This window comes from Hymenobacter miniatus (assembly GCF_016427455.1).
GTDB lineage: Bacteria > Bacteroidota > Bacteroidia > Cytophagales > Hymenobacteraceae > Hymenobacter > Hymenobacter armeniacus.
Window position 1 is genome coordinate 302,625 of record NZ_JAELXR010000005.1, and the last position, 15,818, is coordinate 318,442.

At 63.5% G+C, this 15,818-nt stretch carries 12 protein-coding genes; 6 read left to right on the top strand and 6 right to left on the bottom strand.

Going from position 1 to position 15,818, the window contains the following annotated elements:
- The first annotated feature begins 25 nt into the window (after positions 1 to 25).
- The 4 genes from JAO73_RS10265 (at position 26) to groL (ending at position 4,238) form a co-directional block, all read left to right on the top strand.
- Entirely contained in the window at positions 26 to 1,543 is a 1,518-nt protein-coding gene (locus JAO73_RS10265; protein WP_198976961.1) for a DUF8458 domain-containing protein, read from the top strand.
- Positions 1,544 to 1,569: 26 nt separating this feature from the next.
- A complete protein-coding gene (gene secG / locus JAO73_RS10270; RefSeq protein WP_198976962.1) occupies positions 1,570 to 1,980 on the top strand; it encodes a preprotein translocase subunit SecG in 411 nt (136 codons plus the stop codon).
- A 254-nt stretch (positions 1,981 to 2,234) separates the two neighbouring features.
- Positions 2,235 to 2,525: a co-chaperone GroES gene (groES, locus tag JAO73_RS10275; RefSeq protein ID WP_068195400.1), complete on the top strand. Its 291-nt coding sequence runs from the start codon at positions 2,235 to 2,237 to the stop codon at positions 2,523 to 2,525.
- A gap of 66 nt (positions 2,526 to 2,591) precedes the next feature.
- Positions 2,592 to 4,238 carry a chaperonin GroEL gene (groL, locus tag JAO73_RS10280; RefSeq protein ID WP_198976963.1) on the top strand — a complete coding sequence of 549 codons (1,647 nt, stop codon included), beginning with the start codon at positions 2,592 to 2,594 and terminating at the stop codon, positions 4,236 to 4,238.
- Between the two features lie 131 nt (positions 4,239 to 4,369).
- Here groL and JAO73_RS10285 read toward each other — a convergent pair whose 3' ends face one another.
- The 3 genes from JAO73_RS10285 to JAO73_RS10295 form a co-directional block, all read right to left on the bottom strand.
- Entirely contained in the window at positions 4,370 to 7,405 is a 3,036-nt protein-coding gene (locus tag JAO73_RS10285; RefSeq protein ID WP_198976964.1) for a DUF8693 domain-containing protein, read from the bottom strand.
- A gap of 188 nt (positions 7,406 to 7,593) precedes the next feature.
- Positions 7,594 to 9,162: a peptide MFS transporter gene (locus tag JAO73_RS10290; RefSeq protein ID WP_190922201.1), complete on the bottom strand. Its 1,569-nt coding sequence runs from the start codon at positions 9,160 to 9,162 to the stop codon at positions 7,594 to 7,596.
- Between the two features lie 150 nt (positions 9,163 to 9,312).
- Positions 9,313 to 10,230 carry an AraC family transcriptional regulator gene (locus JAO73_RS10295; protein ID WP_190922200.1) on the bottom strand — a complete coding sequence of 306 codons (918 nt, stop codon included), beginning with the start codon at positions 10,228 to 10,230 and terminating at the stop codon, positions 9,313 to 9,315.
- A 228-nt stretch (positions 10,231 to 10,458) separates the two neighbouring features.
- Between JAO73_RS10295 and pckA the strand changes: the two genes are divergently transcribed.
- A complete protein-coding gene (gene pckA / locus JAO73_RS10300) occupies positions 10,459 to 12,084 on the top strand; it encodes a phosphoenolpyruvate carboxykinase (ATP) (RefSeq protein WP_198976965.1) in 1,626 nt (541 codons plus the stop codon).
- A gap of 116 nt (positions 12,085 to 12,200) precedes the next feature.
- On the opposite strand, the gene JAO73_RS10305 is transcribed toward pckA, so the two are convergent.
- Both JAO73_RS10305 and JAO73_RS10310 read right to left on the bottom strand, forming a co-directional pair.
- Entirely contained in the window at positions 12,201 to 13,241 is a 1,041-nt protein-coding gene (locus JAO73_RS10305) for an SDR family oxidoreductase (protein ID WP_198976966.1), read from the bottom strand.
- 142 nt (positions 13,242 to 13,383) lie between these two features.
- Positions 13,384 to 13,773 carry an SPW repeat domain-containing protein gene (locus tag JAO73_RS10310; RefSeq protein WP_198976967.1) on the bottom strand — a complete coding sequence of 130 codons (390 nt, stop codon included), beginning with the start codon at positions 13,771 to 13,773 and terminating at the stop codon, positions 13,384 to 13,386.
- 123 nt (positions 13,774 to 13,896) lie between these two features.
- Between JAO73_RS10310 and JAO73_RS10315 the strand changes: the two genes are divergently transcribed.
- On the top strand, positions 13,897 to 14,601 hold the full coding sequence (locus JAO73_RS10315; protein ID WP_198976968.1) for a 16S rRNA (uracil(1498)-N(3))-methyltransferase: 705 nt from the start codon (positions 13,897 to 13,899) through the stop codon (positions 14,599 to 14,601).
- 39 nt (positions 14,602 to 14,640) lie between these two features.
- Here the strand turns inward: JAO73_RS10315 and JAO73_RS10320 are convergent, their stop codons facing one another.
- Positions 14,641 to 15,753 (bottom strand): zinc ribbon domain-containing protein, encoded by a 1,113-nt coding sequence (locus JAO73_RS10320; protein ID WP_198976969.1) that lies wholly within the window; start codon positions 15,751 to 15,753, stop codon positions 14,641 to 14,643.
- Between the last annotated feature and the right edge of the window lie 65 nt (positions 15,754 to 15,818).

The window sequence follows — 15,818 nt, forward strand, 5'->3', positions numbered from 1 at the left end:
GCTCTATTAACGCCCGTTTAGCCCCGTGACCCGCGCCACGCTTTTGCAAGTTCTTGCCCGTCCCACGGCCCTCGGCCAGGCGGAAGTGCGCGAGTTGGAGCAGCTGGCCCAGGCGTTTCCGTATTGCCAAACGGCCCACCTGCTGCTGGCCAAAGCCGCGCACGACCAGGGCACCATGCTGGCCGGCCAGCGCCTGCGCCGCGCCGCTACCTACGCCGCCGACCGGGCCTTGCTCCGCCGCCTGATTGAGGAAGTAGAGCCGGCCCCCGCGCCGGAAACAATGCCGGAAATAGCGGTGCCCACTACCGAACCAGTCACCGCCGAGCCGCCCGTTGCCCAGGAGCCGGCCGAGCGGGTTACGGCCGCACCCGTTGCCATCGCGCCGCTGCCAGTCGTCGAAACTGCTGCTATTGAGACGCCGGCCGCGCCCATTCCAATTACCGCCCCTGCTGCAGAGGTAGCACCTGCTGCCGAAGCGCAGCCCGCGGAGGCTACCCCGACGGTACCGGCAGCCGAGCCCGCTAAGGTTGCTCCAGAACCGGTGCTGGAACCGGTGACGGAGTCAGTCCCGGAGCTCATTGCCGACGTTCCGATTGCCGAGGAACCTGCCTCGCCGCCCGTTGCAGAGGCACTGGCCGAGCCTGAGCCGGATGCTGCGCCAGAGGAAAACCCCACGCCTTCTGTGGCTGTTGAGGCCGCCCTGACGCCGGTTCTGGTTGACCAGGAAGGCGTAGATATTTCGGCTGCCTCGCCAACGCCGGAGATGGAAACTCCCACCGAGCTAGCCGAAGAGCCCGACCTGCCCGCGCAGGCTCCCGCCATTCGGCCCCCGGTCGAAGTAGGCGAGGCCCGCTTTGAATTCGGGCTGGCCGAGCCGCCCCCGCCCCCGCCGGCCTATGAGCTGCCGGGCCTGGTAGACGAATGGGCCGCCGCTGCCGTCACCCTGAGCCTGGCCGGCCCGGCTGCTCCGGCCGACTTCCTGTCGGTGGGCAGCGGGGCTACCCCAGAGGCCCCTGCACTCACCCCGGCCGCCTTCACCGGCGACGAGGCCGTTGGCTACGGCTACGGCGAAAGCAGCCGCCTGGGCTTCTCCTTGCAACTACTCAACCTGCTGACTGACAAAGTCGGGGCCAACGAGAATACCTCGCCCGCCGGGGCCGACGGCCAGCCCCCGGCGACGCCGCTACCGCCCGCCGGGGCCTTCTTCGAACCCGACCCGCTGCTACTCGACCATTGGGCGACGCACCGTCCGCCGACCCCGGCGCTGCCCTCGTCGCTCGACCTCATCAACAACTTCCTGAAGCGCCAGCCGCGCCTCACGCGGCCGGCCATGCTGCCGCCCTCGCCCACCACGCAGGCCGACCTGAGCGTGCGCAGTACCCGCGCCGAGCCCGACCTGGTGTCTGAAAGCCTCGCCCGCATCTTTGTGCGCCAGGGCAAAACCGCTCGAGCCATTGAGATTTATGAGAAGCTGATGGTGAAACAGCCGGAAAAAATGGCGTACTTTGCGGCCCAAATACAATCTTTGCAACCTTCGGCGTAAATCGCCTCTTTGTTTTATTTCTCTACATGTACATCGCACTCATCGTTCTCATTCTTCTCGTGTGCTTCCTGCTGGCCTTGGTGGTGCTGGCCCAAAACCCCAAAGGAGGCGGAATTTCGAGCCAGTTTAGCGCCGGCGGCGCCGCCAGCATGATGGGCGTGAAGCGCACCGGCGACCTGCTGGAGAAACTGACTTGGGGCTTTGCCATTGGTTTGGTGGTGCTGTCGCTCGGCTCGCACATGCTGACGTCGACCGGCGGCGGCCCCGCTCGCAGCATCAACCAGCAGCGTGCCCTCGAAACCAAGCTGCCGGCGCCTTCAGCCCCCGCTCCCGGCGCCCCGGCCCCCGCAGGTGCGCAGGCTCCGGCCGGCACCACGACCGCGCCCACAACGGCTCCGGCTCAGCCCGCCACGCCGGCTCCGGCCAACCAGCAATAAGCCAGCGCGCACTTCGCGCTTCCGATGCAAAAGCCGGTGCTTCCCCCGCGGAGCGCCGGCTTTTTCGTTTGCGGCTTGGCTAAGCTGTCGCATTCTTGTCAAGTTTGCTTCACGCAAGGCGTGTTTGTCCTGGGGCCCTGCCACGAAAGTTCCTAAAAACTGCCCATTTTGTCAGGTTTCCGGGGCTGGCACGGGAAATGACGAGGGGGCCTAGACCCTGATTTTACATCTTACCTAACCCAAACACACACAGAATGGCACTTAGCATGAAACCGCTGGCCGACCGCGTCATTGTTCGCGCCGCCGCCGCCGAGGAAAAAACCAAATCCGGCATCATCATCCCCGATACGGCCAAGGAGAAGCCCCAGCGCGGTGAAGTGGTGGCCGTAGGCGAAGGCAAAACCGCTGACAGCGGCTCGCTCATCAAGCCCCAGGTGAAGGTGGGCGACCAGGTGCTGTACGGCAAATACGCCGGCACCGAAATCACCGTCGACGGCGAAGACCTGCTCATCATGCGCGAGTCGGACATTTTCGCCGTGCTCTAAGCCGTCAGGCCTAGCCCGCGAAGATTCCAAAACACCTATTAACCTTACTTACTTCAGTTCCCAGAAATGGCTAAGAACATCCAATTTGACGTGGAGGGCCGCGCCCGCCTACAAGCCGGCGTGAATAAACTCGCCAACGCCGTGAAAGTGACCCTCGGTCCGAAAGGCCGCAACGTCATCATTGACAAGAAATTCGGCGCCCCCTCCATCACCAAGGACGGCGTGACCGTGGCCAAGGAGATTGAGCTGCGCGACCCCATCGAGAACATGGGCGCCCAGCTCGTGAAAGAAGTGGCCTCGAAAACGGCCGACCAGGCCGGTGACGGCACCACGACGGCTACGGTACTGGCCCAGGCCATCTACACGGCCGGCTCGAAAAACGTGGCCGCCGGTGCCAACCCCATGGACTTGAAGCGCGGCATCGACAAGGCCGTGCTGGCCGTGGTGGCCAACCTGAAGTCGCAGTCGAAGAAGATTGAAAACTCGGCGGAAATTGCCCAGGTGGGCACCATTTCGGCCAACAACGACGCCGAAATCGGGAAGATGATTGCCGACGCCATGGAGAAAGTGGGCAAGGAAGGCGTCATCACCGTGGAAGAAGCCCGTGGCACCGAAACCGAAGTAAAAACGGTGGAAGGCATGCAGTTCGACCGCGGCTACCTCTCCCCCTACTTCGTAACCAACCCCGAGAAAATGGAGGTTGAGTTCGACTCGCCCTTCGTCCTCATCTACGACAAGAAGGTGAGCACCATGAAGGAGCTGCTGCCCGTGTTGGAGCAAGTGCTGCAAACCGGCAAGCCCCTCGTCATTATTTCGGAAGACGTGGACGGCGAAGCCCTCGCCACCCTGGTGGTGAACAAGCTGCGCGGCTCGCTGAAAATTGCCGCCGTGAAGGCTCCTGGCTTCGGCGACCGCCGCAAGGCCATGCTCGAAGACATTGCCACCCTCACGGGCGGTACCGTTATCAGCGAAGAGCAGGGCTACAAGCTCGAAAACGCCACCCTGGAATACCTCGGTACGGCGGAGAAAATCATCATCGACAAGGACAACACGACCATCGTGAACGGCAAGGGCTCGAAAGACGCCATCAGCGGCCGCGTGGCCCAGATTAAGGCCCAGATGGAAACCACCACGTCGGACTACGACAAGGAGAAGCTGCAAGAGCGCCTGGCCAAACTGAGCGGCGGTGTGGCCATTCTCTACATCGGTGCCAGCACCGAGGTGGAAATGAAAGAGAAGAAAGACCGGGTGGACGACGCCCTGCATGCCACCCGCGCCGCCGTTGAGGAAGGCGTGGTGCCCGGCGGCGGCGTGGCCCTGGTGCGCGCCCTGGAGGCGCTGGCCGGTGTCGACACCATCAACGCCGACGAGCGGACCGGTGTGAACATCATCCGCACGGCCCTGGAGGCTCCCCTGCGCACCATCGTGCAGAACGCCGGTGGCGAAGGCTCGGTAGTGGTGCAGAAGGTTATCGAAGGCAAAGGCGACTACGGCTACAACGCCCGCGAAGACCGGTACGAAAACCTGGTGGCCGCTGGCATCATCGACCCCACCAAGGTGACCCGTCTGGCCCTCGAAAACGCTGCTTCCATCGCCGGCCTGCTGCTGACGACCGAAGCCGTGATTTCGGATGAGCCCGAGCCCAAAGAAAGCGGCCATAGCCACGGCGATGGCGGCATGGGCGGCATGGGTGGTATGGGCGGCATGATGTAAGTCGAGCCGCTGGCAGCCTCCCGCTGTTAGGAATAGAAAAGCCCCGCTGGCATTGCCGGCGGGGCTTTTTTGTTGGTTTGGAGCACGGAGTGGCACGGCGCGAGTGGGGCCATTAACTACGCTAACTCCCGCTACTCAATAACGACGCGCTTCGTCACCACGCCTTCGGGCAGGGCCACGTGGAGGGTGTACACGCCGGGCGCCGCATGGCCCACGGCCAGGGCTTGCGCACCGGCACCACGCGCTACGGGCAGTTCCTGGCGCAGCACCAGCTGGCCCAGCGCATTGACCAATCTTACACTGACGGCCTGCGCGCTGCCGGGCACGACCAGCCACAGCTGCTGATGGGCCGGGTTGGGGAACACCGAAACCTGGGCGCTCAGCTGGGCCGAGGCAGTGGCCAGGGCCGGGCCGCGCTGGAAAATGAGCGAGAAACGCGGCCCGGCCAGCGAGGCATCGGCGGTGAAGGTGTAGGTGGCCTGGAGCGTCAGCGGCGTGACGGTGCCAGTCAGGGCGTCGCGCAGCTGCACGGTGGCGCCGGCGGGCAGGTTCAGCAGCTCGTCGGCGCGTAGCGTGTAGATGCCGGCCTGGGCTACGCGCACGGCCAGCGGCACCGTCAGCGGCGCGTTGCCGAGCAGCGGCCGGCCGCTGATGGCCAGGGGGCCGGCCACATCGTCGAGGGCCAGCTGCACGGGGTGGCCGGCCGTGAGCTTGGGCGCATCGAAAGCGGCATCGAAACCCGCAGTAGCACCGGTTTCGAAGTATAGGGCGGCTTGGTCGGTGGCCCCGGCCCCGCTTAGGCTTAGCTGGAGCAGCAGGCGGGTTTCGACGGTACCACGCTGCGGGGCGGCTGAGGTGTAGGTGCTGAGGCGGGCAGCGTTGCTCAGGTTGAGGCTGGCGGTGGCGCCGGGCGTGCTGGCGCGCACGAAGAAGCCCTGCCCCAAGCCGATAATGTTAGTGCCCCCGTTGGTGCCCACGCCGTTGACGTAGCTGGCGTAGGTACCGGCGTATGGCCCGCTCGATTTGTAGACGTGCACGGCATTATCGAGCCCCGAGGCCCCGGCAAAGGCCTGCGTCCAGTTGATGGGCGCCGGGTACGGGTTGCCAAGCAAGTGCCAACCGGCCTGGGCCGGCACGCCGCGGCCGAGGGCGCCAATCGTAACGGACCCGTTGCCCAGGGTGCCCACGAAATCGATGGTTTGGCCGGCGGCTAGGTTTACGGTGTAGCCCCGGCCGGGCGTCAGGGCCTCGGTGGTGGCGGCCGGCGACACCCAGCCCTTGTCGAAGTCGGCCGTGGCACCGTTGCCGGTGGCGGCCACCAGGGCTTGGTTATAGGAGAAAATATTGGGGAAGGGCGTCACCTGGCCGGGGTTCGCGGCGCCGTTGTAGGCCGGGTTTACCACGGGCGCGAAGCCGGCAGTGGTCAGGTCGGCCAGCGTGGTATTGGCCACGGGCGCGGCCAGGTGGCGATAGCCCAGGCCCGGGTTTAGCGCAGGGTCGAGGTAGCACTGTACCGTGGCGGTGCCCAGCACCGCGGCCGCGCCGTTGTTTACCGCCATGGCCGTGCCGCTGGCGTCGGCCGCCAAGGTCAGGTTACCGTTGGACGTCAGGTTGCCGTTCAGCGTCAGCAGGCGCGTCACGACCAGCGGGCGGCCAAGCTGCACGCCCGCGGTGCCCACTGTTAGGTTGGCAATGCGCAGGCCATTGGAGCCCCCAAAGCTCTGGGCGGCGCTGCCGGCGGTGAGCAAGGTGCCCGCCCCGCCGATGGTGCCGTTGTTGGTGAGGGCACCGCTCAGGCTGAGGGCGCCGCCGCTGGCCACCGTGAGCGAGGCCCCGGTGGCCACGGTCAGGCTGCCCACGGCGGCGCTGGTACTCAGCACGGGCATGTTGGGCACGCCGGCCGGGATGGTCACGTTGTCGGTGGCGGCGGGCACGGTGTTGTTGTTCCAGTTCGCCGGGTTGGTGTAGGCGGTGTTTGCGGCGCCAGTCCATTGCCCGTTGGCCGGGTTCACCACCACGGTGAGGGCAAAGGTGGCCTGCGCGGGCGCGGGCAGGCCGTTGTCGGTGGCCGTAAAATTGATGGTGCGGGTGCCCACGTTGCAGGGCGCGCCGGTTACTGAGAACGTCAGCGTGGGGTTGGTGCCGCCGTTGCCCGCCACGCCCACCGTAGCGTTGCAAAACGTCGCGCTGTTGAAATTGGACGACACGGAAACCGTCTCGTCGGTCTCCGGGCCCGAAAACTGGAGGGGCAGCACCACGGTCTGCCCCTGGTTCACGGTGAGCAGGTTGCCAGCCGGCAACCCGGCCACGGCGGGCGGCACGTTGCCGGCGTCGCGCACGCGGTAGCCCAGGCATTGCCCGTCCAGCCAGTCGACGCCGCCGGGATTGCCCGAAAAAGAAGTGTTCGGTGCCAAGCTGCCGCTAAGGTTAAATCTCCCGGTCTGGATGTAGTCGACGCTATTGCCTTTGTTGACGCCCACAGACGCCGGAATGCCACCGAAACCGCCCGTGCCGCTTGAGGCATCGCTGGTGGTCCACTGCATGTCGTCGTAGGCAAACAGCACGTCGTTGCCGGAAAAGCTGGGCGCCGTGTTGGCCTTCATGACCAGTTGGAAGGTGTTTTTCTTATCGGCTTTGCGATTGAAGTAGCCCACCTTGTTCCATACCACCACCAGCCGGTCCGGAAATACCTTGTACCACACGGTGCCGCTGGCGGGGTTTTGGGTATCCACATCCGCCCAAAACGGCGCAATCATGGGCCTAGCTAAAGGAAAGTCCTGGGCGTTGAAGGAACCGTATGGCGCATCGAAGGTGATGTTGCCGTTGTTGTTGATGTACACCTCGCTGTACAAAGCGCCGAAAAGCGAGAAATTCCAGCCTAAGGAAACGGGCCCAAAAGAAGTGTCGTCGTTGCGGCCCAGGCTGCTCCAGCCCCCGGCGGCCGTGGTGTCGAAAGGCTCAAAGCAAGCCGGGCGGGCCACGGTGGACGCGGCGCTTTGTTGTATGCCCGCGGAAGGCAGCGCCGCTGGGGTAGTAGCCGGAGTGCTTAGCTGACGCTTGAGGGCTTCGTAATGGGAGTTGGTACTGGCGGGGTCCCAGAAGCGTGGCGCTTGGCCTTGGGCGCACAGCACGCTCAGCCACAGGCAGTAGAATAGAAATTGTTTCATAGAAAAAGAGGTCAGTTGAAAGGCCCTGCAAAATAAAAAATCGGCAGTATTCCTCTCACGGCCTGCTCATAAACGTTGCCCATCCAAAGCCACGAGTCTCGCCAATATGAACGCCCCACCCCAAACAAGAAGCCCCCGACGCAGCAGGGCCGGGGGCTTCTTGGTGGAAAATTGAAAACAACGCTGCCTTACGCCTGTGCAGCGGGCGCAGGGTAGTTGCGGGCGTCCATCATCTTGGCCAGCTTGCCGCTGATGAGGAACAAAATGCCAGCGGCCACCGCGGCCGAAACCACGAAGACCATGAAGAAGTCGTAGAGGTTGGTGATGTGGTAGCCGAGGATTTCCGGCGTGGCGTTCGATTTCGGGTCCGGGTAGAGGCTGCTCATGTAGCCGGCCAGGTAGTTGGCGGCAGCGTTGGCCAGGAACCACACGGCCATCAGCAGCGAGGCAAATTTCACCGGGGCCAGCTTGTTCACCAGCGAGAGGCCGATGGGCGACAAGCACAGCTCGCCCACCGAGTGCAGGAAATACAGCGCCACCAGGAAGAACATGCTCACCTTCACGCCGGGCTGCAGGTTGTGCACGCCAAAGCACATCACCAAGTAGCCGGCGGCCAACAGGGCCAGGCCAATGGCCATTTTGAGGGGGGACGGCGGCTCGGCGCCGCGGCGGCCCAGGGCCGTCCAGACGGCGGCCATGATGGGGGCTCCCACCACTACGAAAATGGCGTTGAGGTTCTGGAAAATGCTGGCCGGCAGGGTGTAGCCGAAGATGGTGCGGTTCATCTGCTCATCGGCGAAGAACGTGAGCGAGGCCGGAGCCTGCTCGAACGCCGCCCAGAAGAACACTACAAAAAACGACACGATGAAAATCACCATGATGCCCTTGACATCGGCCCCGCTCAGGGATTTGTCGCTGAAAATCATGAAGGCGATGCCCAGCACGGCCACGCCCAGCAGCGGCGCAATGGTGGGGAATTTGGCCGAATCGAGCCACAGAATGCCCAGGATGATGGCCAGCAGCACGGGCAGCAAAGCGTACACGCCCATCACGCCGCCCGAAATGGCGGGCGTCTGGCCCACTTGGGTGCCATCCGGCGTGTGCAGGTACTTCTCCTTGCCCCAGTTGAAAATCACCGTGCCCAGCAGCATGGCGACGCCGCAGGCCAGGAACGCCCAGCGGAAATCGGCGGGGTTGCCGGTGTCGCCGATGAGGCTGGTGATGGTGTTGCCGATGAACGAGCCCAGGTTGATGCCCATGTAGAAGATGGTGTAGGCGGCGTCCTTGCGCTTGTCGGCCGGCGCGTAGAGCGAGCCCACCATCGAAGAAATATTGGGCTTGAAGAAGCCGTTTCCCACAATCATCACGCCCAGGCCCAGGTACAGCAGCCAGTGGCTGAGGGCGTGGCTTTCGGCCGCGCCATAGTTGGAAGCCGAGAAAAACAGCGTAAACTGCCCCAGCGCCATCAGCAAACCACCCGTGAGGATGGAACGCCGGTTGCCCCAGTACCGGTCCGAGATGAAGCCGCCGATGAGCGGCGTGAGGTACACCAAACTGGTGTAGCCGCCGTAGAACTTGGACGCAAAGGCCTTGTCCATCATCATGGCCTTGGTGAGGAACAGCACGAGCACGGCGCGCATGCCGTAGTAGCTGAACCGCTCCCACATTTCGGTGGCGAACAGCAGGTACAGGCCCTTGGGGTGGCTCGTTGATTCCGCGGCGAGCGGCTGCTCGGTCTGAGCGGGGATGGTTTGCATAGGGGGAAACAAGGGGTGAGAAATGAGATGCGAAAAGGCCAGAACCTCAATCATTGCAACAGTAGTGCAATGCGGGCACGGTAAATCTAGGAAAGTTTCGGCATTAATGGGGCTGGCCCGGCCCGGCAAGGCGGCGGCCTGATTGCCCGGCTACCCTTCGCTCAGCTCGGCCTTGCCGGGCTTGGCGGCATCGCTCCGGTAGGCTTTGGCCCGGTAGGCGGCCGGCGCCAGCCCGGTTTGCTTGCGGAAAAAACGGGTGAAATACCCCGGGTCGACAAACTGCAGCTCGTAGGCAATTTCGGCCACCGAAAGCGAGGTGTAGAGCAGGTAGTTGTGCGCCCGCCGAATGGTGTGCGCCTGCACTATCTGCTGGGCCGTTTTGCCTTTCACGGCCTGGCAAATGCGGTTCAGGTGCACTTGCGTAATCTTCAGCTCGCGGGCAAACTCAGATATTTTTTTCTCGAAGGGCGCGGTGCGCTCCACGGCCTTCTGAAACTCGCGGAAGTAGTGCAACGCGCGGTTGGGGCTCTCCTGCTGGCGGCGGTTGTGCTGCAGCAGGCGGTAAATCTTCACAAAAAGCAGCTTGAAATAGCCGTTCAGGGCCAGTTGCTTGCCGGGCAGGTCGGAGTTGATTTCTTCGTGAATCTGCTGCTCCAGGTCTTGCAAGTCGGCAAAGCGGACTTCGGAGTTGAAATCGGACAGGATGTGCACCGAGTTTAGCTCGACCAGCACGCCCGGCGTGGCTTGCAGAATGGTGTCGAGCAAGGCCTCCGATAAGGTGAGGGTGCGGCCCTTCACCTGCGGGCTGAACGTGAAGCCGTGCACCGTATTGGCCGGGATGATGACCAGGCACGGCGTGCGCAGCTCCACCGGCTCGGGCGCGCCAAAAGAAGCCCGCCCGGCCTCCAGAAAGAATAATTGAAAGAGATTTTCGTGCAGGTGCGGCTTCAGGCCCCAGTCGGTGACGCGCTGGCGGGGCACAATGAGCTGGCTCTGCAGGTAATCGTGCGAAATCTGGGCCTTGTGGTCACCGTAGATTCCGTTGTAGCGGGCAATTTCCGTGGCCATGACGCGACAAAAAACAGGGACAAAGAAAACCTTAGGCGAGCAAGGCGTTAAATTATTCCCATCCCTACGGCCCCGTTTAGCCGTATGTGGTGCACAAATGTAAGGCCCACCGATGGCATGGTTTAATTTGTCCCGTTAAAGAAATGAATTGTTTCAGTGCCCTTGGGCCCGGCAATTCTACCTTTGTATCCTCTTTCGCAAGAACCTCCCCCTAACCCCTTTATAGCCATGCAACAAGCTCCCACCCTTGCCGCCACGGCCCACAATCGTTTGCAGCCTCTGGGCTTCACCGAAACCGCCACCGTTCACCTCAATTTGACGCCCGCTGCGCTCGTGGAGCACGCCCTGCGCAACGGCGAAGGCCACCTCACCGATACCGGCGCGCTGATGGCCGACACCGGCAAGTTCACCGGCCGCTCGCCCAAAGACCGGTTTGTGGTGAAAGACGAAAACACCGCCGAGAGCGTGTGGTGGGGCGACATCAACATCCCCTTCGCCCCCGAGAAATTCGACCAGCTGCACCAGAAAATGGTGGCCTACCTGGCCGACAAAGAGCTTTACGTGCGCGAAGCTTACGCCGGCGCCAACCCCGACTACCAGCTCAAGCTGCGCGTGGTGAACGAGCAGGCCTGGCACAACCTGTTTTGCTATAACATGTTCCTACGCCCTGAAGAAGGCGCTGACACCTCCTGGACGCCTGATTTCAGCATCATCTGCGCGCCCGGGTTCGAGGCCGACCCGGCTGTGGACGGCACCCGCCAGCCCAACTTCGCCATCATCAACTTCACCAAGAAGATGATTCTGATTGGCGGCACGGGCTACGCCGGCGAGATGAAAAAAGGCATCTTCGGCGTGCTGAACTACCTGCTGCCCCACGAGCACAACACGCTGAGCATGCACTGCTCGGCCAACGTGGGCAAGGACGGCGACACGGCCATCTTCTTCGGTCTGTCGGGCACGGGCAAAACGACGCTCTCGGCCGACCCCAACCGCGGCCTCATCGGCGACGACGAGCACGGCTGGACGCCCGACGAAGGCATCTTCAACTTCGAAGGCGGCTGCTACGCCAAAGTAATCGACCTGAGCAAGGAGAAGGAGCCCGAGATTTACGACGCCATCCGCTTCGGCGCCATCGTGGAGAACACGCGCTTCATCCCCGGCACCCACACCGTGGATTACGCCAACAAGTCGGTGACCGAAAACACGCGCACCGCCTACCCCATCAACTTCATCCCGAACGCCATCGAGCCCGGCGTGGCCGATGCCCCGAAGAACATTTTCTTCCTCACGGCCGATGCCTTCGGCGTGATTCCGCCCATCAGCAAGCTCGATAAGAGCCACGCCATGTACCTGTTCATGAGCGGCTACACGGCCAAGGTGGCCGGCACCGAAATGGGCGTGACCGAGCCGCAGACTACGTTCTCGGCCTGCTTCGGCGCCGTGTTCCTGCCGCTGCATCCCACCAAGTACGCCGAGATGCTGGGCCAGAAAATGGACGAAAACCCCGACATCAACGTGTGGCTCATCAACACCGGCTGGACCGGCGGCAGCTACGGCACCGGCTCGCGCATGAAGCTGCCCTACACCCGCGCCATGATTACGGCCGCGCTGAATGGCCAGCTCGACGACGTGAAGTTCACCAAGCACCCCGTCTTCGGCATGATGGTGCCCGGCGCCGTGCCCGGCGTGCCCTCCGAAATTCTGGACCCGCGCAACACCTGGGCCGACAAAGAAGCCTACGACAAAACCGCCTCGGACCTGGCCGAGAAGTTCGTCGAAAACTTTAAGAAGTACGCCGAGTTTGCCAACGAGGAAATCCTGGCCGGGGCCCCCCGCGTGGCAGTAGAGGCGTAAGCTTCCGCAGTAGTTCACTCACCAAAAAGCCCCGTCGGTTGCAGCCGACGGGGCTTTTGCCATGTATCCAGTATCTCTAGCCGCTACTTGACATTCTCACTTAGCGTCTGCTGCGACTATTGCCGCCGCTTATCCAGTTGTTTCTTGATGGTGCTGCGGTTCAGCCAGGCGGCCAGGGCCACGCCGGCCCCGGCCAGCAGGGCCGTGCGCAGGGCCGGGCTGCCGGCCGTCACGGCTTCGGTGTAGAAGCTGGTTTCGCGGGTGTAGCCGGGGTAGTTGCCCCGCTCGCGGAGCGCGCCGGCGGCGCGGTCGAGGCCGTTTTGGGCCAGGGGGCGCGGGGCGTCGTCGGCCTTTTCTTGCTTGGCGAAGGCTTTTTCCATGTACTGGTCGAAGAGCGTGGGCGTCCAGCGCTGCAGGCCGATGAAGGCACGGCCGCCGCCGCCCACCACGATGTCGCGCTCCGGCGTGGCGGCGGCGTGCAGAATGGCACGGGCCACGGTGTCGGGGGCGTAGGCGGGCGGGCCGTGCTTGGCTTCGCGGTCCATGTAGTTTTTGGCGTGCACCGTGTAGGGCGTGTCGATGGACGAGGGCTGGATGAGCGTGACGGCCACCGGAGCACCGTCCATTTCCAGCTCCATGCGCAGGCCGTCGTTGAAGCCCTTCACGGCGTGCTTGCTGGCCGAGTAGATGGTTTGGAGAATGGCGGTGACGTCGGACAAGATGCTGCCCACGTTGATGATGGCCCCGCCTTTTTTCTTGAGGTGCTGCGCCGCTTCCAGCGAGCCGTAGACGACGCCCCAGAAATTGGTCTCGAACAGCTTGCGCATGTCCTCAATGGGCACCTGCTCCAGCTTGCCGTAGATGCTCACGCCGGCGTTGTTCACCCAGGTGTCGTAGCCGCCGTAGCGCTGCTCGGCGGCCTGGGCAATGCGCTGCACGTCGGCCTGCTGGCTCACGTCGGCCACTTCGTAAATGGCCTGGCCACCGGTTTGGGTTATTTCCTCGCATAAGCGGCGCAGCGCGTCCTGGCTGCGGGCGGCGAGCACCAGCCGGGCACCCTGCCGGGCGGCCATGCGGGCCGTCACCAGGCCGATGCCCGACGTGGCGCCCGTGATGACGATGACTTGCTCGTTTAATTTTTTCAGGTTGGTTTTCATGAAGCAATTGTAGGTGGAAAGGCAGAATAAAACGGGGGTAGAGTCGCGTACTCACGTCTCGGCGTTGACCGGGGGCGGTGGCCTATGAGAAATCAGAACGAAGCCGCCAGAACGGCGCACGCTAAGACGCAGGTACGCCTCCTTACTCCTCAGCGGCAAGCGGCATTTCTTCGGCATCGCCCAAAACGCCCGAGAGCAGTCCGGCCGCGACGCTGATGGCCCCGATGGTTAGAAACGTGTTGCGAGCTGCACGGTTGCGGGAAAAGCCCGCCAGCCAAGGCAGCGCCATGGCCCCCAGGCCAGACACGAAGTCCAGAAGCAAATGGGTTTTGTAGGGCATGGCCTTCACCACGCCCCATTCGGCGCGGGTAACGAGCGTGGAGGCCAGCACCCCGCCGCTGATGAGCCGGGCCAGCCGGGCGGGGGTGCGGGCGTGCGCAAAGCCAAACAGCGCCGGCGCGGCCGCCACCGTGGGCACGTAGAGGTAGTCGGCCACCCCGTGCAGGGGGCGGGGAATCAGGGGAGTATTCATGTTGGAAGGAGCTGGAAAGGTGGAGCTTTTGCGTACGCCAAGCCCAAACGCCGCGTTATGGCCGAGCTTTGCTCGCCAAGGCCGCACATCGGCTTTTGGGACCGGCTGCCGTTCTTTGCGGCCATGCACACCTTCTTCGCCCCCGACCTCGACGGCCCCACCTACACCCTGCCGGAAGACGAAAGCAAACACGCCGTGCGCGTGCTGCGCCTGAGCACCGGCGACGCCGTGGAGCTGCTCGACGGCCGCGGCGGGCGCTACCAGGCCGCCGTGGCCGACGCCAACCCCAAGCGCTGCCAGCTGCGCATCACCGGCCACGAAACGGTGCCACCCCGCCCCTACTTCACCCACGTGGCCGTGGCCCCCACCAAGAACCTCGACCGCATGGAATGGTTCGTGGAAAAAGCCGTGGAAGTGGGCGTCGAGCGCATCAGCTTTCTGCGCTGCGCCCGCTCCGAGCGCCGCGCATTGAAACTGGAGCGGCTGGAGAAAATTGCCGTCAGCGCCATGAAACAGTCGGGCCAGGCTTGGCTGCCGCAGCTGGATGAGCTGACCGACTTCGCTGCTTTTGTGGCAACGGTGGCCCCGGCAACCACTTTCATTGCGCACCTAGAGGAGGGCGAGCGCACAGCCCTGACCCAGGTGGTAGGCACCGGGCCCGGCTGCTGCGTGCTCATCGGGCCGGAGGGAGATTTTACGCCGCAGGAAATTGCGCTGGCGCAGGAAAAAGGCATCCGGCCGGTAACGTTGGGCGCCTCGCGGCTGCGCACCGAAACGGCAGCGCTGGCGGTGGTATTCACGGCGCAGCTGCAGCGCCCACAGGCGTAAGCCATCAGTCCACGCCGCGTTTCTGCTTAGCCACGCAAGCTAAACCGTTTCTGCGCCCACGGCTTGAGGCGAGGCCGAGCGGGGCCGCGCGCCGCAGGTGGCGCAAAAAGGCAGGTGGCTGAAGTTTTTGCTGCCGCAATTGTGGCAGTTTGAGAACAGCTCCAACCCGCAGTGCCGGCAGAAATCCGTCACCAGCTTGTAGGTGGCGCTGGCATCGCCCGACGGGGGAAACTCCCATTTCTTCAAGATGAATTCTTTGCCGCAGGACGGGCAAAAATGGTTTTCCAACGCTTTTTCGGCGGCTTCCAGCTGCACGTGCTTGGCCCGCTCCTGGCTGGACGCTTGCAATTCTTGCTGCTTGCGCTCCAGGTAGGTCCGGAAGGTTTTGATGGCGTAGTAGCCCAGCCCAACCGACAGCGCCACGCCCACCGCTGAGCGCACGTAGCCGCCGTAGCTGGGCAGATACGGCACCAAGCCAACGAAGAAGGCATAAAGCGAAAACAGGGTGAACCCCATGTACAGCGGCCAAAACTTGTGCCGCCGGTAGCGAATGAAAAAGAAGATGCCCACGCCCAGCACCGGCCCCACAAACAGCAGCCGAATCAGGAACACCTTCAGGTCGTAGCGCTTCAGCGCGGCCTCATATTTCTCGCCGGCTCGCTCATTTTCCCGCTCCAGCTGCGATTCCAGCCGTGCCTGTTGGCGCGCTTTGGCGTCGATGGCCGCCTGCCGGGCCGCCAGTTGCGCCCGCCACGCTTGCTCCACCTTATAAAACTCATCGAGCCGCGTGGCCCGGCTCACCACTTCCGCGTCTTTGTCGGGCGAGCCCAGGGTTTTCCGGGTTTTCACCCAGTTCTCGAACGACTGCTTTTCGTTGGCGTAGTTCTGCTGGGCCGTGAGCATGGTGCGCTCCACCACCGCGTTGCGGTCGCGCAGGCGTTGCACCTCGGCTTGCAGGCTGGCTTGGCGGCGGTGCAGGCCCGCCACGGCGTCAGCGTTCAGAAAACCATCGAACTCCGGGCGGGTGGTGGCCGTGTCCAGGTCGCCGATGAGCTGATTGGACAGCAAAATCAGGAAAGCGCACAGAATGAGTGAAATGGCATAATACACCACGCGCGAGGTGCGCTCCAACTTCTTGCTGTTGAATTCCATAGGGCTGTTTTCGTGGCGGCCGGCAGCGGCGTAAATATTGCAGGCTACAATACTAAGCAGAACGG